This is a genomic window from Acidovorax sp. FHTAMBA (assembly GCF_038958875.1).
Classification (GTDB): Bacteria; Pseudomonadota; Gammaproteobacteria; order Burkholderiales; family Burkholderiaceae_C; genus Acidovorax.
Genome location: NZ_CP152407.1, coordinates 2,936,615 through 2,956,700, shown reverse-complemented (window position 1 = coordinate 2,956,700; position 20,086 = coordinate 2,936,615). Strand labels below are relative to the sequence as shown.

Sequence of the window (20,086 nt, the reverse complement as noted above, 5' to 3'; positions counted from 1 at the left end):
TTATGATGCCCGGTCCCATTCATACAGGCAGCAGGGTTGTGAGACGTTTTCTGGTTCTGATCGCATTGTTGGTCATCGGCTCCGGCGGCGCTGCCTTCTGGTGGCTGCACCAGCCCATCGTTGCAGCGGGCGAGCCGCTGGAGCTCGCCATTGAGCCCGGCACGACGCCGCGCGGTGTTGCGCGCGACGTGGTGGCGTCCGGCGCGCGGGTGGATTCGCGCATGCTTTATGCGTGGTTCCGCTTCTCGGGCCAGGACCGCGCCATCAAGGCCGGCAACTACGAAATCCCCCCCGGCACCACCCCCCGCAGCCTGCTACAAAAGCTGGTGCGCGGCGAAGAGAGCCTGCGCGCCATCACGCTGGTAGAGGGCTGGAACTGGCGGCAGGTGCGCCAGGCGCTGGCCCGCGAAGATCAGCTCAAGCGCGAACTGGCCAACCTGAGCGATGAAGCCCTGATGGCGCAGCTCGGCCGCCCCGGTGTGCACCCGGAAGGGCGGTTTTTTCCCGATACCTACACCTTCGCGAAGGGTTCCAGCGACATCGCCCTGTTGCGCCGTGCCATGCATGCCATGGACCGACGTCTCGAAGCCGCCTGGGCACAGCGCGCTGCGGATTCCCCCCTGAAGTCGGCCGACGACGCGCTGATTCTGGCCAGCATCGTCGAAAAGGAAACGGGCAAGGCCAGCGACCGGGGCCAGATCGCGGGCGTGTTTGCCAACCGCCTGCGCATTGGCATGCTGCTGCAGACCGACCCCACGGTGATCTACGGCCTGGGCGAGAAGTTTGACGGCAACCTGCGCCGCCGCGACCTGCAGACCGACACGCCATGGAACACCTACACCCGTGCTGGCCTGCCCCCCACCCCGATATCCATGCCCGGCAAGGCTTCGCTGCTGGCTGCGGTGCAGCCGCAAGCCACCCGCGCTCTCTATTTTGTGGCCAGGGGCGACGGCACCAGCCATTTCAGCGAGTCACTGGACGAGCACAACCGTGCGGTGAACCGCTACCAGCGCGGGCAGCAGTAGATTCAAGCAGGACATCCATGTCACGACCCGGTCTGTTCATCACCTTTGAAGGTATCGACGGCGCAGGCAAGTCCTCGCACATCGAGGGGCTGGCTGCAGCTTTTCGGACGCAGGGCCGATCTGTCACCGTCAGCCGTGAGCCGGGCGGTACGCCGCTGGCGGAAAAGCTGCGCGAGATGGTCCTCAACGACCCGATGGATGCGCTCACCGAGTCCTTGCTGATCTTCGCGGCCCGCCGTGACCACCTGCGCAACGTGATCGAGCCCGCTCTGGCGCGGGGCGATGTCGTACTGTGCGACCGCTTCACCGATGCCACGTTTGCCTACCAGGGTGCGGGGCGTGGTTTTGATCTTGAAGTGCTATCAATACTGGAGCGTCTTGCGCAGACTGGGCTTGCGCCACAGGCCAATATGATGCGTGAACCGGATTTGACGGTGTGGTTTGACCTGGCCCCCGAGGTGGCGGCCGGGCGCCTGGCCGGCGCGCGCGTGCCTGACCGTTTCGAAGCCCAGCCGGTGGAGTTCTTTCGCCGCGTGGCCCAAGGCTATGCCGACCGGGCCGCTGCTGCGCCGCAGCGGTTTGCGCGGCTTGATGCTGCACAAGACCGCCACCGCGTGTGGCAGCAGCTCACCAGCGTGTTCGTACGCAAAGGCTGGCTGGCGATCATGGTGGCTGCACAAGGAGGCCCGCGATGAGCGAGCCGGCCGTTGCATTGGCCCCCTGGATTGCCGCGCAGCGCACCAGCCTGCTCGCCCAGCGGGGCCATGCCTGGCTGCTGCAGGGCCCGTCGGGCCTGGGGCAGTACGCCCTGGGGCTGGAGCTGGTGCGCGCCTGGTTGTGCGATGCACCCACAGCGCAGGGCGCGTGCGGCAAGTGCACAGGTTGTCACGCCATGGATGTGCGCACCCACGCCGACCTGTGTGTACTGATGCCGGAGGTGCAGATGATGGCCCTGGGCTGGCCCCTGTCAGAAAAAGCCCAGGCGGACATCGACGACAAGAAGCGCAAGCCCAGCCGCGAGATCCGGGTGGAGGCGATGCGCGATGCGGTGGAGTTCTCGCAGCGCACCTCAGCGCGTGGCAAGGGCAAGGCAGTGCTGGTGTACCCGGCCGAGCAGATGAACCATGTCACGGCGAACGCGCTGCTCAAGACCCTGGAAGAGCCGCCGGGCGACGTGCGCTTTGTGCTGGCGAGCGAGGCGGCGCACCAGCTGCTGCCCACCATCCGCAGCCGCTGTCTGGGCCATACCATGGTCTGGCCCGCCACCGACCAGATGCTGCAGTGGCTGCAAGGGCAGGGCATTGAAGCGGAGCCTGCGGCGGCCTTCCTGCGTGCCGCAGGCGGGCGGCCTGAAGATGCACTGGCCCTGGCGCGCTCAGGTCGCAGCCCGCAAGCCTGGTCGTCCCTGCCGCAGGCGGTAGCCAGGGGTGACGTGACGGCGCTGGGAGACTGGTCGCCCGCGCAGGTGATCGATGCGCTGCAGAAACTTTGCCATGACCTTCTTGCGGCCAGCGTGGGCGCAGCGCCGCGCTACTTCGCGGCTGCAGATCTGCCCAAGGTCTTGCCGTCGTTGGGTGCCTTGACACGCTGGTCGCGCGCGCTGGCCAGGGAAGCACGTACCGCAGACCATCCTTTCAATGCGGGTCTCATGCTCGAAGCCCTTGTCGCCCAGGCGCGAAACACCCTACACTCAAGGCACTGAGCCGTACCATTTATTCATGAGCAGTCCATCCACCGCCCCCCGCCCCAGCGTCATGCAGCTGGCCATCAAGGAAAAGGGGGCCTTGTACGCAGCCTACATTCCCTTTTTCTCTGAAGGGGGCATTTTTGTGCCTACCCAGCGGGACTACAAGCTGGGCGATGATGTTTATGTATTGCTGACTCTGCCGGACGACACGCAACGCTATCCGGTCGCCGGCCGTGTGGCCTGGGTGACTCCGGCGCGTGCTGCGGGCAATCGCACGCAGGGTGTGGGCATCCAGTTTCCCAAGGACGAAAAGTCGCGCCAGCTCAAGGCCAAGATCGAGGAGCTGCTGGGGACATCGCTCGGGTCTGACCGGCCAACCCAGACCATCTGAGCCCGGCTCCGCATCGGTGCCGACCCGCGCAGGCGGGTCGGCATTTTTCATGGGTGGCCCGGACGATCGGGCGAATGGCGTATCTTCACCCGGGCCTTGCGCCGGAACTGACGATACGCCGCAGCACTCACAATCGATTAACTTGAAACTGCATGTTCACTGATTCGCACTGTCATCTGAATTTTCCGGAGCTGGTGAGCCAGTTGCCCGCCATCCGCCGGGCCATGGCCGAAGCGCTCGTCGACCGTGCCCTGTGCATCTGCACCACGCTGGAAGAGTTCGAGGGCGTGCATGCGCTGGCAATGGCGCACGACAATTTCTGGAGCACGGTGGGTGTGCACCCTGACAACGAAGGCATCGCCGAACCCTCGGTGCAGGACCTGCTGGACCGTGCCGCCCTGCCGCGCGTGGTGGCCATTGGCGAAACGGGCCTCGACTACTACGGCATGGAAGACCGCAAAGGCGGGCGGAGCATTGCCGATCTGGAGTGGCAGCGGGAACGTTTCCGCAACCACATCCGTGCAGCGCGAATATGCGAAAAACCTTTGGTCATCCACACCCGCAGTGCATCGGACGATACGCTCGCCATCCTGCGCGAGGAGGGTGAGGACGGCCCCGGTAACCGGGCGGGTGGCGTCTTTCACTGCTTTACGGAATCCATGCAAGTCGCGCGCGCGGCGCTGGATCTGGGGTACTACATTTCGTTTTCGGGCATCGTCACCTTCAAAAGCGCGCAGGAGCTGCGCGACGTGGTGGCCTTTGTGCCGCTCGATCGCACACTGATCGAAACCGACAGCCCCTATCTGGCGCCTGTGCCATATCGTGGCAAGACAAACAACCCTTCCTATGTGCCCCATGTAGCCCGGCAAGTGGCGCAGACCAAGGGCCTTTCACTGGAGGCTGTGGCCGAGGCTACCAGTCACAATTTCAACACCTTGTTCAAGGGGGTGATGTCATGACTTTGCACCGACGTTCTGCCCTGGCGGCCGTGGCGGTGGGCGTGCTGGCAACGCGTGCGTTGGCAGGTGCCTATGAGGATTTTTTTGTGGCGATCCTGCGTGATGACGCCAGCACGATCAACGCACTGCTGCGCCGGGGCTTCGACCCCAACACGCGCGACCCCAAAGGACAGGTGGGTCTTGTGATTGCACTGCAGCAAGGTTCGACCAAGGCCTTCGCAGCGTTGATGGCATCCCGAACGATCAATGTGGAAGCCCGCAATGCCCAGGATGAGAGCCCGCTGATGATGGCTGCGATCAAGGGGAATGTGGAAGCAGTGAAGGCCCTCATCGCTCGCGGTGCAGATGTCAACAAGACCGGCTGGGCGCCGCTGCACTACGCCGCCTCAGCGGGCACGCCGCAGCACACCACCATCATCGCGTTGCTGCTGGAAAACCATGCCTACATTGACGCCGCCTCTCCCAATGGCACCACACCGCTGATGATGGCAGCGCACTACGGCTCCAACGAGGCAGTTCAGTTTCTGCTGGACGAAGGGGCGGATCCCACGCTCAAAAACCAGCTGGGGCTGACCGCAGTGGACTTTGCCACGCGCGTGAGCCGGACCGAATCAGCCGAAAAAATTGCTGCGGCCATCCGGCGACGCCAGCCCAACCGGGGCAGGTGGTAGGCGAGGCGCCAACGCAGGGGCCTGCCGTCATGCGATTCAGTCGGCAGCGATGGATGGTGCCGAGGACGTACGCGTCTGCAGGCGCGCATACAGCCCACTTTGCGCCATCAGCTCGCCATGCGTCCCTTGCTCGACAATGCGACCTCTCTCCATTACAACCACGCGGTTCGCGTGCTCTATGGTGGACAGGCGGTGCGCAATGACCAGGGTCGTGCGCCCTTGCATGAGGCGCTGCAGGGCTTCCTGCACCAGGCGTTCAGATTCGGTGTCGAGCGCAGAGGTCGCTTCATCCAGGATGAGGATGGGCGCGTCTTTATAGAGCGCCCGTGCTATCGCCAAACGCTGGCGCTGCCCCCCTGAAAGCTGGGTGGCGTTGTGCCCTACAACGGTATGGATGCCCCGAGGCAGAGCCGCCACATGCTCTGCCAGATTGGCCGCAGCAAGGCATTCAAGAACGCGACGCTCGTCAACCACATTTCCAAGTGCAACATTGATTGCGATTGTGTCGTTAAACATTACAACGTCCTGGCTCACCATCGCGAACTGTGACCGCAGCGATCCGAGGTCCCAGTCGGTCAGGACACGACCGTCCACCTCCACCGTGCCGGACGCGGGCATGACGAAGCGAGGAAGCAGGTTGACCAGCGTGGTTTTGCCTGCGCCAGACGGGCCGACCAGTGCCACGATTTCACCCGGGGCTACCCGAAGGCTCACCCCGTCCAGGGCAGGCGCGTGATCCGGGCCAAACGACACGGACACGTTGCGAAGGGTAAGTTCTCCCTGCACCCTGGGTGTGCGGTAGGTACCGCCAGTTTCTGCCCCGGTACTGCCCAGCAGGCCCAGTCCCCGTTCCAGTGCAGCCACGCCCCGGGTCACGGGGCTTGCCACATCCGCCAGCCGCCGTATTGGCGCGATGAGCATGAGCATGGCAGTAATGAACGAGACGAACCCACCCACCGTCACGTCTTTGGTGTCCACCGCTCCACGGCTTTGCCACAGTGCAATGCAGATCACCACGGAGAGCGCAGCCGCGGCAAGCAACTGGGTCAACGGGGTCATGGCTGCCGAGGCAATGGTGGATTTGATCGCCAGGCGCCGCAGGCTGCGGCTCAGATGGGCAAATCGCTGAGCCTGGCCCGCCTGTGCACCATGCAGCCGCACCATCCGGTGCGCGAGCACGTTTTCTTCCACAACATAGGCCAGTTCGTCCGTGGCCTGCTGGCTGCTTTTGGTCAGGTGATACAGCCGGCGTGACAGGGTTTTCATGATCCAGGCCACCCCGGGTACGACGACCGCTACGATCAACGTGAGCTGCCAGTTGAGGTAAAGCAGATAAGCGAGCAGGGCGATCAGGGTGAATCCGTCGCGCGAGAGCCCCAGGAGGGCTTGAACCAGCAGCGTGGCGCCGGTCTGAACCTCATAGACCACCGTGTTGGACAGCGCACTGGCCGACTGGCGTGCAAACAACCCCATTTCCGCAGCCAAAACCCGATCAAACAGTGCCTGGCGCAGCGTCAGCATGCCCTCATTGGCAATGCGCGCCAGCGCATACTGCCCGACAAACTGGGCGATCCCCCTCACCAGAAAAACCCCCAGAATTGCGACCGGCACCACCCAGAGTTGCAGCGTGCCCTGGGTAAAGCCCTTGTCCAGCAGAGGTTGCAGCAACGCGGGTATCAAAGGCTCGGTAATAGCGCCCACCAGTGTCGCGACGATGGCCACGGTCCATGCAAGTCGCTGGTTGCCAAAGTAGATGGACAGCCGCTTTAACCGTGCTGTCAGGCTGAGATTGGTAGGGGGGGCAGGTGGGGCGCTGGCGCCCTGATCGGTGGCTTGCATGTGGCCCGGATTGTAGGGTTGGTGCAGCAAGAAGTGGCCACCGGCCACCAGCTCTTGAATCCATTTGGGTCGGCACAGTTTGTCACAGGGACACTGCGCGTGTGTGTAACATTCGGGTTTGCCCTTCGGCACTTGTTCGGCCACTGCTGGATGCCAATGACCATAGATCGAAACCCTTCAAAAACTTTCCCTGCCGCTGGGCTTTTGCCTTCGCGCCGCCAGTTGATAGCAGCGATCATCGCTTCCCCTGCCATACCAGCCTTCGCACAATTCCGGGTGGAAGTGACTGGGGTCGGCTTGACCCAGTTGCCCATTGCTATCGCGCCATTCCGGGGCGAGGCTCAATCTCCTCAAAAAATCGGTTCCATCGTTCAGGCCGACCTTGAGCGCAGCGGGCAGTTTCGCGCCATTGATGCGGCAGGTGCGGTGCTGGACGAAACGTCCAGACCGGATGTGGCGTTGTGGAGGCAAAGGAATGCTGATTCGCTGGCAACCGGAAGTGTTACCCGCCTGGCCGACGGACGTTTTGATGTGCGGTTCCGGCTGTGGGATGTCGTCAAGGGCCAGGACCTGGGCGGACAAAGCTTCGTCGTGACACAGGGCGACTTGCGTCTGGTGTCGCATCGAATCGCCGACTTCATCTACGAAAAACTCACCGGTGAGCGGGGAATATTTTCCACCCGCATTGCCTACGTGACGAAGATCGGCCCTCGCTACAGCCTGTGGGTGGCAGATGCCGATGGAGAAAATGCACAGTCGGCGCTGTCGAGCCCCGAACCCATCATCTCACCGGCGTGGTCGCCTACCGGGGGACAGTTGGCATACGTGTCGTTCGAGTCCCGCAAGCCCGTGGTGTACGTGCATGACGTCGCAACTGGGCGCCGTCGCCTCATAGCGAACTTCCGCGGATCCAACAGTGCTCCATCGTGGGCTCCAGATGGCCGGTCCCTTGCAGTCACCCTGAGCCGGGACGGCGGCTCGCAGTTGTACACGATCGATGCCAACGGCGGGGAACCCCGCAGGCTCATGCAGAGCCCCGGTATCGACACCGAGCCTGTGTTCTCGAGTGATGGTCGAAGCATCTTTTTTGTGAGCGACCGTGGCGGTGCTCCCCAAATCTACCGGGTGGGGGCATCCGGTGGCAATGCAGAACGTGTCACGTTCACTGGCACCTACAACATTTCGCCCAGCATCAGCCCGGATGGACGGTGGCTGGCGTATATCTCCCGCGTGGGTGGAGCCTTCAAGCTGCATGTGATGGAGCTGTCCTCCGGAAACGTGACGGCTTTGACAGACACGACGGCCGACGAGAACCCCAGCTTTGCACCCAACAGCCGCCTCATTGTTTATGCCACTCAGCAGCAGGGGCGCGAAGCACTCATGACGACCACGCTGGACGGCAAGATCAAGGCCCGCCTTGCAGGCCAGGCAGGCGATATCCGTGAACCGGATTGGGGCCCGTTTCAGAAGCAATGAACTTTTCGGCAATTTCAGTTATCAAGCTTTCAGGAGAATTTTGGATGATCAAACGCATTACCCTTGCCCTTACCGTTGCGGCCTTTTTGGCGGGCTGCAGCTCCGGCGTGAAGCTGGACGATGTGCCGGTGGAAGACAAGAACGCAACGTCCACGATGGGCGGTGCCAGTGGCGGAGCCAATTCCGGCAACACGGCGCAAAGCGGTGTGGCAGGTGTGGACCTGGGGCAATCCGGTCGTGATGGCGCCGGCCCCGTGGGTGTGGCTCGCATCGTGTACTTCGACTACGACAGCTACGTCATCAAGCCCGAGTTTCAGTCGCTGATCGAGGCCCACTCCCGGTTCATCAAGGCGGCACCCAACCGCAAGGTGATGATCGAGGGCCATACCGATGACCGCGGGGGGCGCGAGTACAACCTTGCCTTGGGCCAAAAACGCGCTGAGGCCGTGCGCCGCTCTTTGGCGCTGCTTGGGGTGCCGGATGGTCAGGTCGAAGCGGTGAGCTTTGGCAAAGAAAAACCTGCAGCACAGGGCACAGGGGAAGATGTGCACGCCCAGAACCGTCGCGCTGAACTGTCGTACCGTTGATGCGCTCCGCAGTGGTCGGCTTTCCCGTGAAGACGCTGGCGATGGCGGCATTGCTGGCGGCGACATTGTCGTCGGCGCATGCCGCCATATTTGAAGATGGCGAGGCCCGGCGGGCCATCCTGGAGATGCGGCAACGCGTGGATGGGTTGCAGGCTTCTCAGCAGCGTTCTTCTGATGAGCTTCGCAAGCTTGCTGAAGAAAACGCACAGCTGCGGCGCGGTCTGCTCGATCTGCAGACGCAGATTGAATCCCTGCGCGCGGACAAGGCCAGGCTCCATGGGCAAAACGAGCAGCTGTTGCGCGACGTAGGTGAGTTACAGCGGCGACAAAAGGACATAGCGCAGGGCGTCGATGAGCGGCTGCGGCAATTTGAGCCTGTGACCGTGACGGTGGATGGGCGCGAGTTCCAGGCCGACCCGTCCGAAAAACGTGATTTCGATTCCGCTCTGGCGGTTTTTCGCTCCGGCAAGTTCGCGGAATCGGGAAATGCGTTTTCCGCCTTTCTGAGACAGTATCCACGCAGTGGCTTTGCGCCTTCCGCCCGCTTCTGGCTTGGGAATGCGCAGTACGCCACCAGGGATTACAAGGGCGCCATCGGTAACTTCCGGCAAATGTTGAGCGATGCGCCCGATCACGCCCGTGCGCCAGAGGCTGCGTTGTCTATTGCCAATTGCCAGATTGAACTCAAAGAGACACGAACTGCGCGAAAGACCCTCGAAGACCTTGTGCGTGCCTATCCCCAATCCGAAGCTGCAGTGGCTGCCAAAGAGCGCCTTTCTCGCCTCAAGTAAAGCACGGTATGTCTCTTGTGGCTGGCGATGCGCCTGGGGTGCATGAGGTACTGGAACGGCGATTCGGCGGGCTTCAGCGGTTGTATGGTGTCAGTGGTGCCGCTCGTATTCGCGCCGCGCATGTGGCGGTGGTGGGCATCGGCGGCGTGGGCTCCTGGGCTGCCGAGGCTTTGGCGCGCAGCGGCGTGGCCCAGATCACGCTGATCGATCTCGACCACGTCGCCGAATCCAACATCAATCGCCAGATCCACGCAGTATCTGAAACCGTGGGCCAGGCCAAGGTCCACGCCATGCGCGAGCGCATTGCGCAAATCCATCCGGGTTGCGTCGTTCACTGCATTGAAGAATTTGTGGAGCCTGATAACTGGCCTGGATTGATGTCAGCGCCGGTGGATGCACTCATTGATGCATGCGATCAGGTCAAGGCCAAAGTCGCCATGGCGGCATGGTCGAAATCGGAAGGCGTGGCTCACATCGCGGTGGGGGCAGCGGGCGGAAAGCGGCATGCGCACAAGGTGGACATAGATGATCTTGCCAACGCCACCCATGACCCGCTGCTGGCGCAAGTGCGCTACCAGCTTCGCAAGCACCACAGGGCGCCGCGTGACGGCAAGCGAATGGGTATTCCCTGCGTTTTCAGCCGGGAACCCGTTGCCCCACCCGACGCCTCCTGCAATATTGGCGGCGACGGTTCTCTGAACTGTCATGGGTACGGCTCAGTAGTGTCTGTGACCGCAACGTTTGGGCAGTGTGCAGCCGGCTGGGTCCTCGACAAACTTGCATCGGTTTCAAAAACGGTCTGAAAACGACGCTATAATTCAAGGCTTTGCAGCGATCGATACGATGGTTCGCAACAGGTTGGGACGTTAGCTCAGTTGGTAGAGCAGCGGACTTTTAATCCGTTGGTCACAAGTTCGAATCTTGTACGTCCTACCAAGCCCTATAAAGAAACCCCGCTATCGATAAGGTAGCGGGGTTTTTCTTTTAGTGTTGCTTGTAGGCAATCTGTAGGCAATTGCTTGAAATTGGCGGCGCGCTGCCGGTCCGAGCGACTGCCTTTTTAACGATGGCGACTCGCGTAGCTGCCGTCTGAATTTTTCTTCAAACAGGCCCACGAAAAAGCCTGTCCGGGGTTCCGAGCATTGATGCTGTTGTATTCAGAGATAGCGGCTGTGCGGCATTCATCGAGGGACGAGAAATCCCCGGAGATGTTCCAACGCTCCTTGCCACCCTCACGCCAGCCCACCTCGCTCGCGTAATTCCCCCCCAAGCCGCAGGCGGTCAACGAGTACGTTACCGCAAGAAGAAGCGCAGCCTTTCTCATCATGTCGAATTCCTTTCGAAGGTCGCTTTATGCAGGGCGATGGTCTTTGCCGCGCGGTATGCCCAGAAAGCCACGGGCAATCCAGCCTATGAGAGCGGTGAGAGCCCAACCAACTGCGAGGCCGCCGAAGAGTATTTGAAGGGCTTGCATCCATTGGTCTAGGAGCTTTTGACGCTTAACCTGCTGTACCCGTTCAAGGTCGCTTTGCTGAAGGCGAAAGGCGCCCGCTATGCCATCCATGTATGCGCGCACATCTTTGTCATACTCGTTTGCCATCCACACCGTTTGAGGCTCCCATGGGGATATTGGCATGCTCAGGAGATATTGCGTCAGTCGCGCTGCATCATCGTGCGCGCCACGCCGTAGAGCTTCCTTTCGAGCTTCGTACACGCGTGCCGCTTCAGGATTTGAGCTTGATACAACTTGCCGGAAGGGTATGAGGGGGCTGCCATCATCTGCAGGGCTGGAAACGAAGCAAAACGTGACATCAACGCGCGCATCGTTGGGCGCATCCACAGTTGTGAACTTGCGAGCGTCCTTGGAATTACATGATTCAGCGGGGGTCGGCGTTGCTCCGTAAGTCTCAACGGAGTACTTGAGGGAAACGTAGGGCTCGGAGAAGATTGCATAGGCTACGCAGCCCAGCACCCATAGCCCGGCGAATGCGAGTGCAATACGCCGCGCTCCTGCGAACATGTTGATAGCCACTTTCCCTCCGGTTTTCTGGTTCGACTTTTTCATGTTACGCGCCCATCTCTCGGCTGCAAAGTGTAGAAACTCCGCCATACACGGCTGCTCCGCCCACCTCACCAGCTTTGCCCGATAACTCCCCCGTTTTTCCCATGCAACTCCCCCAAAAACGGGGCACTTGCAGATGAGCCAATCACTCACTCAAAGCGCTCAGCCTCGCGCACGCGCGCGGAACGTTCCACCCCAACCAGCCAGCCTAGGCCCTCAACCCTTCCAAGGCCTTAAAAAGCGCCCGCGCCTCTGCTGACCTGGCGCCGTGCTTAAAGCTGTTTTGCGCTGCTCTGGCGCGTCCCTCGGCCGACCTTGGACCTGTTGACTGTGCCCACGGCTGCCAACTTCGGATTAGCAAGGCCTGCCGTTCCCTGCGCTCCTGCGTCCAGCCGTTTGCCATCTTCTATCTCCAAAAGTTCGTTTGACTTGATTCCCGTTTGCTCGTATGCGTGTGCCGGGGCCCCTTGCGTCCGCCCGGGGGCTACTCCGTTGTTCACCTGCTGCGGACCGTGGGCGATGTTGGCTTGACGGGCAAACACTACAGGCGGGTTCTTGATGGCGGCCAGGGTCTCCAACGTGGCGCGGCACTGGCCTTGGGCCTTGAGAGCTAGCCGCATATAGCGGTCCGTGGCGTCCAAATAGTCGCCCATGTTGAGGGCTGACCTTCGCGCCATCTCGGCAAAGATGGAATTCAGAGCGATAGCCTGAGCCACCAGCATCTGCTCTGCTGCGGCTAGGTCGTTGCTGTTCACCCTCTCGCCGTGGGCCTGCACGCTTGCTACCAGCTCGGTAATAGAAAGGTTGGGCTGTGAGGGGGTCAGGAAAGCCCTGGCGGTCATCGCATTGGAGACGATGCCATCAGCCCCTAGGTCTGCCAGCTGCCTCTCTTGCGATACCCCTGCACGGCCCGCGACTTGGAGAACGTCTTTCCCGCTTACCGGCGCTTGCTTTGCCAACTTCTCCGTTTTCATCAAACCCCCAGCGGGACAGGCCGCGCATTGATATTCATTGTTTTAGCAAGGCCGAGGGGCTCGATTTAGGCCCCTTCGCCTCGGTAGCCCTCTCCCGACATGCGGCGTCGTTCCCACTCTTCACGGGCTAGGTCTTCGGGGGATTTGTCGGTCGGCTTCTCCGCTACACGGGTCGCAGGGATGCCGTTGGTTGCGGTGAATGGGTTGTTTTGCACCCAATCCAACAGGCCGTAGCTGCCGGGTGTCGGGGCTTGGAATGGGCCTTGTGGGATGTTTGCCAGCAGGCCTTGAGGAATTGGAGCCCTGATACGCCATAGTCCCACCCTGACCGCCTGAATCGAGTAGTCCGGCCATGTTTAACCCCCGAAGCGGTTGTTCATTTCAATCAGGCGGCGCTGGCGCTCAAGCTCTTCTTCATCCGCCGTGGGCTTGGGCTTGGCGACTTCCACCGGGGCCGGTGGGATGCCGTTGGCCGATGTGAAGGGGTTCAGTTCGGTGAAGTTGAGCGGGCCGTAATTACCTTGTGGTGGAGCCTGGAACACGCCTTGCGCTGCGCCAAGCAGGCCCTGCGGCATTGCGCCTTGCGCCTGTGCCATTCCGGGGCCGTCGCGGAAATTGCCCATGCCCGTTTGGTTGATGCCACCCAGCGCGGACAGCAGACCACCGGGCGAGCCTTGCCCGCCAGACTGAGGCATGCCGTTATAGGCAGCCGATACGCCGCTACCTGTGCGCCAGTCGCCTTGCCCCTGCGGGATACCCCCCATCGCACCAGCCATGCCACCTTGCGGTGCATAGCTGCCGTCCTGGCCTTGGCTCATCATCTGCGGGCGGGTGTTGCCCATCTGCATACCACCGCCCATCCCGCCACCGCCGCGCATCGCCTCCATCTGCGACTGGCGGGGGCCGCGCTGGTAGTCGGACTGCATCATCCCGTTCGCAAACTGCACCAACCCAGGCTGAATCTGGTTGCGGAACTGGTCTAGGTCCGCATACAGGTTTTGATACCCAGTGCGCTGCATCTGGTTGAACGGGTTTTGCTGGTAGTAGCGCTCCAGGGCCCGGCCCGTCTCAAGCGAGTTGGTCAGGGGCTTGATAGCCGGTTCCCAAGGGGTCTTGGACGCGGTTTGCGAGCTCCCTCCGCCATCAGACATGAGACCGCCAACGACTGCGCCCGCAACGGGCCCTGCGATTGCTGCAAATGACATGGGTTACTCCTGCGAAATTGCGGCTGCGCGGTTGGCGGCCAACTGTTTGTTTTTGGACCCGCCAAGCAATTCGGCGGCCGTGGACTCCGTCAGCAGCTCCACGAGCTTGTCGGTGTCGGTCTCATCGGTGGCAAAGAAGTTGGTCCATACCGAATCCTCCAGTGCCACTGCGGCGTTCTTGGTGCCTGCCTTGCACAGGTGCGTATGCGGAGCAGAGATTTCCACCGCGCCGTCATCTGTGACGAGTCGAAGCCGACCAGCAGACAGCACCACGAGGTTGTCGCGCTTGTGAACCACGCCCACCAGCACAGTGTCTTTCGGGATAGTGATTTCGCGGGCATAAACACCGGGGGCGAAGTGGTGCCGGACTGGGCAATCGGTTTGGGGTATTCCCATCATTGCCGCCTCCAGTCGTTCAACACGCTCGCGTGCCGAACAGACGGTTTGCACTTCCTGCGCTTCGTCGCTCATCGTTGAGCCCCCTCGGCATTGGTTCTGTTCGCCATCAGCTCAGACAGGAATGCATCAACCTCGCGTTCCACGAAACCGACCGCGCGCGCACCCAACCTCACGGGCTGAGGGAAAGTGCGGGCGCGGATGCGTTGGTAAATGCCGGACTTCGATAGCCCAGTCTTTTTGACAGTGTCAGGCAACCGGAGAATACGGGTGCCACATGCTTCCATAGCTGTACTTGCGTGCATTACTAGGCCCTTCTTTGGTCTTGCTTGCACGCAAGTTTGGAGCGCTGCTCATCCCACAAAAACCCGAGTTCTTGGGAATATTGGTAGACAACTAACTGCAGCTTCAGCTAGAGGCGAAACGGCACCCGCACCGAGTCGTCTCGAATGGCGCGCGAACTTTGCGGAGACGTACGCCACCACGTACGGGCGCGAGAAAGTTCGTTGCGTAGCGTCTTCATCCTGCCCGTGAAGTCGTTGGCAGATGCTCGACTGCGCCTGAGGCCCTCGCGCTCGTAGTGCTCTCCAAAGTACGTCTCCAGCAGTTCGGCATCCGACTTCGCTGGTCTGCCGACATAGGCTGTAAACCACTCGCTGATGCGCTGGTAATCCGCATGTAGGGTTGCGTAGTGCTCGTCCGTCCTGGTCTTTGGGCGGCCTCGTGGTCGCTGGGACTTTTCCATCGGCGCGGCGGCATATCGTCCAAAGGCTAGGCACTCAGGCGGTGGTGGTCTATTGGTCATCGTCCGGCCCCTTCATCAATATCCGGCCAGCGCTTTTCGGGGTACTCGACAGGCTCATCTCGCCACCCCTGCAGCCGCGAGTGCCACACCTCCATCGCTTTAAGTTGCTGCTGCGTCAGCGTCAGCCTTGAAGCTGCAGCCGCTATGCCAGAGGTGAAGCCAAACCGGAAGGCCCGCTCTACTTGCTGTGCATGGTCATTCATGGCGCACTCCTTATAGACCTGGCAAACCGGGTTGCTGCGGCGCGGCTCCACCCCGCAAAGAGGCCTGCGCATCCTGTCCGCAATGTGTCCGCACGTTGTCCGCAAAGTCTCCGCACCATTCGCTGGCGAGGTCTTGGAGCGCCTGCAAAAGCGTTATCTCGTAGGTGAGGTCCGCATGTCGCTGGTCGCTGTGGTTCGTCATCCACCCGGCAAGGTGCTCAATACGGCCTAGGAGGCTCGTCATGCGCCGCTGCAGGGTGCGGATAGTCTTTGCGGCCTGCTCATCGCTGGCGACGATTCCGAACTCTTCGCAGACCGCCCGCAGTTGCCAGGGGTGCACCAGTACGGAGTGCGGCTCTTCGATTCCGTCCTGCTGCGTTAACAAGATGGCTTGGCCGTGCTCGTCGTTCACCTCTTCGGCGGTCAGGTGGTGGTGGGTCAATTTGGGTTGCATGCTTGTTCCTTTGCTGCCTAACTTGCAACTGCAGATGGCATATCTAGATGGTGTCCGTGTGGCGGTACAGAGAGGGCATCAAAACTGGCCCTCATAGGTCCGTGGGGCGGTACAGAGAGGGGCTCGCCTGTACCGTGGGGCGGTACTATGGAAAGCCTCCCTGTACCGTGGGGCGGACTAAGGGTTGTGTTTTTGGATGCGCTCGCATTGCGATACGCACCACGCACAAAGCCCTCAACCGCGCCCATGTCGTAGCCGGGGTGTCTGTCCAGCATTCGCCATGTGACGGCGTACCAGCTCGCCTTGTTGGGGCGCTGGCCTTTGACCGTCTCGTAGATGAATCCCGCCTCCAGCAGCTCGCGTTTAGCCTTGCTCAGCATGTCTGCCGACTTCCAGCCCCTGGTTTGCATGTGAGCCCGTGAGAGCAGCAACCGCCCGTTGTTGTCGCGGACGAATTGCCGGGCCACCTCCAGGAGTAAGGCGCGTGCGTGCATGGATAGACGGTTGTAGGCGGGGCAATCCAGGACGGACCACGGGAGAGCTATGAAGCCCCCGGAATCCCGTCCTGAATCGCCCTTGCTGCTTTTAGAGCGCCCGTTTGCCATGTCCGCCAGCTCCACGGATGCGGCGTGCCATCCACTGGTAGATTTTTCGGCGGTCAGCTTTGGTCAGGCTGTAGACACCTGGGCGGCACTCTTTGCCGTCGCGGTCGGTGAAGCTGATGCGCTCACATGGAATCTCCAGACCACGGCGCCGCAGCTCTGCAACAAGCTCTGGCGAGTTGCTGGCACCTGCAACGCGGTCCAGTGCTTCACGGGGGATTGGACGGCGCAGGAGGGCGTCGATTGCGCGCAGGTGACGCGGGTTGTCAGTGCCTGTAAACTTTGCGCTGCTCGGGGCGCTCGATTCTGCTTTGGTGGGGTCGGGCGTTTTCATTTGGCGGCCCTCCATGTACGCAAACGCATGGCGAGATAGAGCAGGGCGGCCATCATTGCGTCACCCCCAGCACGCGCCGAAGCTCGTCAACAGGCCAGGCCAGGCGGCCATTGATGCGCAGTGGTCGTACTGGCCCATCCTCGCGCATCGCCCAGAGGCGCAGCGTTTGTTGTGCGCGGTTCAGATGCACAGCGGCTTCAGGGGTTGGCAACGCTGAGCGAGCCTCCTGAGCCAATGGCGTTAGTTGAATAGTCTTTGCAGCCACTTCAAAACCCCTCGGGTTTGTTGAACATGGATGCCTATTCTTCTCACACTTCGGCAGGCAGGCGCCTGCCGGATGCCTGCCTATTACCTGCCGAAAATTCGCTCTCTATGGGCGTTCAAATCGTCTGACAGTGACTGGCGTTTGACCCCCAACCGTTTCGCAATTTCGCCAATTCCGCGAGGCAGATGCGAGTACGTATCCTGGGGCATCTTTAACCCTGCCTCGATACAAAGTTGCCAACGTTGGGCCTGGCGCTCTTTGGCCGCCATCACTGGCGCGCTAGGCTCAGGTTGGGGTGATTCTTCCTTCTCAGAATCGACAAATGCATCAGCTAATGCATGCACGTCAGCGCCCAGCACCCGGCAGTCATCGAGGCTGGTTTCAAAGTCCGGTTCATCGCTTGTCAGAAGCCCCTTGGTGAACCTCATCAACTCGCCATCTATCTCATCAAACCCGTCGAAGGTGCGCCAAGATGCTCGTTGGGTGTTTGCCAATTGCTGGCACGCTGACAGCGGCAAGGTGGGAATGCTGCCTTTGGAGATGACGTTCTCATTGTCCTGCCCTCTGTTGCAGTAAACGCCGCCATCGAATTTTTGCACTTTCGCTTGGCGATGCACGACCGCACGAAGCGGTATTTGTCCTCTGGCAGAGGCCCTAAGAATGTCACCGGTCGAGACCTCAACACCTGCGTGCTTACTTGCAAACTGTGCGGCCTCTTCCAGTGTCACCAAATCCACATCGGCAAGCATGCCGCCGCGCCATTCGCTGACCGGAAGCAAACGAGGAAACAGAAGGTGTTGGTACTGGACACGGGGGGCGTATGGGTAGTGCAGCCGGTATCGCGCACCAATGGACGCGAGCCATTCGTTTACGTCGGCTTCTTCCACAAACCGATTCCAAAGGCGTCCCTTGGGAATGTCACCTTTCGACAGCGGAATCCCATTCTTTCTGAACTTAAGCGGGCCAGCATGCACTGCGGCCTCCATCTGTTCGCAGAGCGCCTCAGCATCGATGTTGCTCCCTGCGTCCGCCATCAATTGAGCGGCTTCCGCAATTGCATAGGTGCCATCCTTCCAGCGTGCTATTCGGCTGGACACGTCTTCTACGAAAGAAGCCAACGAGAAGTGTTGGGCTGATTCCAGTCCCGCGAGTTTGAATGTCACTAGGCGGCGTCCATCATCGACCGGGTGCGCGCTCCTCCAGTAGTCGGCCTCCTTTTTAGGCAACGCATTGAACGCTGCTTCAAGTGCTTCCCTTGCGCGCTTGTCTTCAACCGCCATTTCGAATCCGCAATGCACCTGGAATTGCCGCTCCCGTGCCCACTCCAGCCACTCATCGGGTGTTGCCCGGGTTCTGCTCTCCGCTGTAGCTAACCTCTCAAGGTTGGTGGCCCTCTTGCAAGCCGCATCAACGTTGTTCTTTGGGACTGGGCGGCTACGGAGGTCCGCGTAAAGGTCAGGGTCTAGACCAGCCATTAAGCGCGCGGCCTCGCCCGCCGAGATTGTCGGCATCTGGTCAATCCAGTATTGCCAATTGATTTCGGCATCATTGTTTGTCGCCTCGATAAAAAACGCGGTGAATTCAGCGCGCTCCCTCTGGTCTTCCGCAACAACAAATCGCAAACCCGCCTCGGACAATTGCTTGCAGGCGTTTAGGTCATCCACAAAGAAGGCATCGCGCTCCACATCGAGAAACACCCACTCATCAGCAGAGAGGCTTTCACGATGGTGTCCTTTGATTGCGCGAGACTCCGCCAGAGCGCGCAGCTTCGACTCCCATGTAACCGCTGCGAATGCCTCAGCCTCTTCGATGTTGACCAGCTCGGCAGAGCTTCTGCTGGCCCGGGCCACAGCTTGCGCGATGGCAGAAACCAAGTGCTCCAGAGATAGATATGGAGCGGGAATTTCGACGGAAATCACGCGATGCACTCCCTAAGTGCAACCCTGTTAAAGAGCCCCAGCAGGCGGGCAGGGAGTCCCGCTCTTCGGTTCGCGGGCCTAGCTGGGGCAAACCTAGTCTATGCGGCGCCAGGCCCCTAGAAACGCAGGGAACGCTAGCTAAGGCATAGCGGCCATCGTCACCAAAAGCGCCGCCATAAATTGGCCGCTGGAGTAACTTTTCGGCTGACATGGCACACCTCAGCCTGCATCCGATAAAGGCGCTGGAATGCTTGGCTTCATGGCTTCGCGAAGCACTGCCTGCAGCACAGAGTCGTTTCTAGCCGCTGCTGCCCCAACCTTGGCCCTTAGAGCTGCCTCAAGCTGTGCATCCGAGACGATGGGCGCTTGCTTGATTGCATCGCGCACCGCCTGGAAGGCTTCGCCAAGGCTGGCATATATCGTCCCTTCTTCTGGTAGGTCAAACCGAATAGAGCCATCCGCCTTACAGAACACTTCACGCCAAATTAGCTTGAGTGCCAGCTCGGCAAAATCGGCACGCCCCGCCCTGAACTCAGCGTTCGATTTGCTCGATTTCTTCATGGCCTGACGAACCTCGCGCCTCTGCTCTTGTGTTTCCCCTGGCGCGAAATCACTCAATGCCAAATAGATACCCGCTGCAGCCTTTGCCCGGTCTAGTGGTAGTGAGACACGAAATTCAAAGCCAAGAGGACAACGGAACAGCGCCTGTTTCTTTGCCCCTGGCTCGCCGGGGTACTGCATACCAACCCCCAACCCAGCGGCCTGCAATTGCGTCTTGGTGCCCTCCCAGCTTTCCCCCCGGCTGCCAACGAATTGGGCTAACTCCCAGCCTCGGAACAGATGGCCCCGCTGCTCTATGTCGTCATTGATTCGAGCCTGTTCAGCTTCGTATTCTTGGGCGCGCTTGGCGGCTCTGCGTTCCGCCTGCACTTCTTTTGAGACAGTGATTTCAAGGCGAATCGTGCCGTCCTCACGCTGGCGAATCGCTCGATACCCCGGGATGCGCCATGCCTTCTTGCCAGGCGGGCAAGGCTCACCGCTAGGAAGAAAAGCCGTGTAGCCATGTGCTCTTCTCGCTTGGGGCTCAAGCTGAGCGGATGCAATGAATCCAGCGTTGACCAGGGCAGTCACGGTGCCCTCAAAGGCGTCAAAGTAGTGCCCCTCCGTGCGCACCACACCGCTACGAGGCGAAATTGGCAGGGCGCCTTGGGTGACAATCGAATTAGCCATGTTGACCTCCGAAATAGGTTGGCTTGGTTAGAGCGACCTCGGTGTGTCACCACCTTTGTCGCTCGCCTGTTTTCTAGTCGTGCTGCGCCCTTATTGGCGGGCAATAAGCGCACCCCAGGTTGATGGTTTTTGAGTTCTTATTGAAACCAAGGCCCCTCCGCGTGCCCGTTCTAGCTGGCCTAGAGTGACCCCGTATCGCGCATACAGTGAT

General features: G+C 60.8%; 21 protein-coding genes and 1 tRNA gene. 11 read left to right on the top strand and 11 right to left on the bottom strand.

What is annotated here, in order from left to right; genetic code table 11:
- Nucleotides 1–2 precede the first annotated feature (2 nt).
- From mltG to AAFF19_RS13875, 6 genes are all read left to right on the top strand, one after another.
- On the top strand, nt 3–1,025 hold the full coding sequence (gene mltG / locus AAFF19_RS13900; protein ID WP_342720384.1) for an endolytic transglycosylase MltG: 1,023 nt from the start codon (nt 3–5) through the stop codon (nt 1,023–1,025).
- Between the two features lie 17 nt (nt 1,026–1,042).
- A complete protein-coding gene (gene tmk, locus AAFF19_RS13895) occupies nt 1,043–1,720 on the top strand; it encodes a dTMP kinase (protein WP_182120109.1) in 678 nt (225 codons plus the stop codon).
- Complete coding sequence (locus AAFF19_RS13890; protein WP_182120108.1) at nt 1,717–2,727, top strand: DNA polymerase III subunit delta'; 1,011 nt, start codon at nt 1,717–1,719, stop codon at nt 2,725–2,727. Before tmk ends, AAFF19_RS13890 begins: the two co-directional genes overlap by 4 nt.
- Nucleotides 2,728–2,743: 16 nt before the next feature.
- The gene (locus tag AAFF19_RS13885) at nt 2,744–3,103 is read left to right on the top strand and encodes a PilZ domain-containing protein (protein ID WP_008906958.1); all 360 of its coding nucleotides are present in this window, start codon (nt 2,744–2,746) and stop codon (nt 3,101–3,103) included.
- 152 nt (nt 3,104–3,255) lie between these two features.
- Complete coding sequence (locus AAFF19_RS13880; protein ID WP_008906957.1) at nt 3,256–4,062, top strand: TatD family hydrolase; 807 nt, start codon at nt 3,256–3,258, stop codon at nt 4,060–4,062.
- The gene (locus AAFF19_RS13875) at nt 4,059–4,733 is read left to right on the top strand and encodes an ankyrin repeat domain-containing protein (protein WP_008906956.1); all 675 of its coding nucleotides are present in this window, start codon (nt 4,059–4,061) and stop codon (nt 4,731–4,733) included. Before AAFF19_RS13880 ends, AAFF19_RS13875 begins: the two co-directional genes overlap by 4 nt.
- 36 nt (nt 4,734–4,769) lie before the next feature.
- Here AAFF19_RS13875 and msbA read toward each other — a convergent pair whose 3' ends face one another.
- A complete protein-coding gene (gene msbA, locus AAFF19_RS13870) occupies nt 4,770–6,572 on the bottom strand; it encodes a lipid A export permease/ATP-binding protein MsbA (RefSeq protein WP_182120107.1) in 1,803 nt (600 codons plus the stop codon).
- A 156-nt stretch (nt 6,573–6,728) separates the two neighbouring features.
- Here msbA and tolB point away from each other — a divergent pair, with 156 nt between their 5' ends.
- The 5 genes from tolB (at nt 6,729) to AAFF19_RS13845 (ending at nt 10,362) form a co-directional block, all read left to right on the top strand.
- A complete protein-coding gene (gene tolB, locus AAFF19_RS13865) occupies nt 6,729–8,048 on the top strand; it encodes a Tol-Pal system beta propeller repeat protein TolB (RefSeq protein ID WP_182120106.1) in 1,320 nt (439 codons plus the stop codon).
- Between the two features lie 44 nt (nt 8,049–8,092).
- A complete protein-coding gene (gene pal, locus AAFF19_RS13860; protein ID WP_008906953.1) occupies nt 8,093–8,635 on the top strand; it encodes a peptidoglycan-associated lipoprotein Pal in 543 nt (180 codons plus the stop codon).
- A 41-nt stretch (nt 8,636–8,676) separates the two neighbouring features.
- Nucleotides 8,677–9,426, top strand: a complete 750-nt coding sequence (ybgF, locus tag AAFF19_RS13855) for a tol-pal system protein YbgF (RefSeq protein ID WP_342721855.1) — start codon at nt 8,677–8,679, stop codon at nt 9,424–9,426.
- A gap of 8 nt (nt 9,427–9,434) precedes the next feature.
- Complete coding sequence (locus AAFF19_RS13850) at nt 9,435–10,229, top strand: tRNA threonylcarbamoyladenosine dehydratase (RefSeq protein ID WP_342720383.1); 795 nt, start codon at nt 9,435–9,437, stop codon at nt 10,227–10,229.
- 57 nt (nt 10,230–10,286) lie between these two features.
- Nucleotides 10,287–10,362 (top strand) — tRNA-Lys (locus AAFF19_RS13845).
- Between the two features lie 415 nt (nt 10,363–10,777).
- Here the strand turns inward: AAFF19_RS13845 and AAFF19_RS13840 are convergent.
- The 10 genes from AAFF19_RS13840 to AAFF19_RS13795 form a co-directional block, all read right to left on the bottom strand.
- Nucleotides 10,778–11,491, bottom strand: a complete 714-nt coding sequence (locus tag AAFF19_RS13840; RefSeq protein ID WP_139019436.1) for a hypothetical protein — start codon at nt 11,489–11,491, stop codon at nt 10,778–10,780.
- Nucleotides 11,492–11,760: 269 nt separating this feature from the next.
- The gene (locus AAFF19_RS13835) at nt 11,761–12,462 is read right to left on the bottom strand and encodes a hypothetical protein (RefSeq protein ID WP_342720382.1); all 702 of its coding nucleotides are present in this window, start codon (nt 12,460–12,462) and stop codon (nt 11,761–11,763) included.
- A 356-nt stretch (nt 12,463–12,818) separates the two neighbouring features.
- Complete coding sequence (locus tag AAFF19_RS13830) at nt 12,819–13,667, bottom strand: hypothetical protein (RefSeq protein ID WP_342720381.1); 849 nt, start codon at nt 13,665–13,667, stop codon at nt 12,819–12,821.
- 3 nt (nt 13,668–13,670) lie between these two features.
- Nucleotides 13,671–14,138, bottom strand: a complete 468-nt coding sequence (locus AAFF19_RS13825; protein ID WP_342720380.1) for a hypothetical protein — start codon at nt 14,136–14,138, stop codon at nt 13,671–13,673.
- Entirely contained in the window at nt 14,135–14,350 is a 216-nt protein-coding gene (locus tag AAFF19_RS13820) for an AlpA family transcriptional regulator (RefSeq protein WP_342721854.1), read from the bottom strand. Before AAFF19_RS13820 ends, AAFF19_RS13825 begins: the two co-directional genes overlap by 4 nt.
- A gap of 514 nt (nt 14,351–14,864) precedes the next feature.
- Entirely contained in the window at nt 14,865–15,071 is a 207-nt protein-coding gene (locus tag AAFF19_RS13815) for a hypothetical protein (RefSeq protein WP_342720379.1), read from the bottom strand.
- A gap of 10 nt (nt 15,072–15,081) precedes the next feature.
- Nucleotides 15,082–15,525, bottom strand: a complete 444-nt coding sequence (locus AAFF19_RS13810) for a hypothetical protein (RefSeq protein ID WP_342720378.1) — start codon at nt 15,523–15,525, stop codon at nt 15,082–15,084.
- A gap of 585 nt (nt 15,526–16,110) precedes the next feature.
- On the bottom strand, nt 16,111–16,461 hold the full coding sequence (locus AAFF19_RS13805; protein WP_342720377.1) for a hypothetical protein: 351 nt from the start codon (nt 16,459–16,461) through the stop codon (nt 16,111–16,113).
- A 348-nt stretch (nt 16,462–16,809) separates the two neighbouring features.
- Complete coding sequence (locus AAFF19_RS13800) at nt 16,810–18,645, bottom strand: hypothetical protein (RefSeq protein ID WP_342720376.1); 1,836 nt, start codon at nt 18,643–18,645, stop codon at nt 16,810–16,812.
- A gap of 219 nt (nt 18,646–18,864) precedes the next feature.
- Nucleotides 18,865–19,875 carry a hypothetical protein gene (locus tag AAFF19_RS13795; RefSeq protein WP_342720375.1) on the bottom strand — a complete coding sequence of 337 codons (1,011 nt, stop codon included), beginning with the start codon at nt 19,873–19,875 and terminating at the stop codon, nt 18,865–18,867.
- Nucleotides 19,876–20,086: the final 211 nt, after the last annotated feature.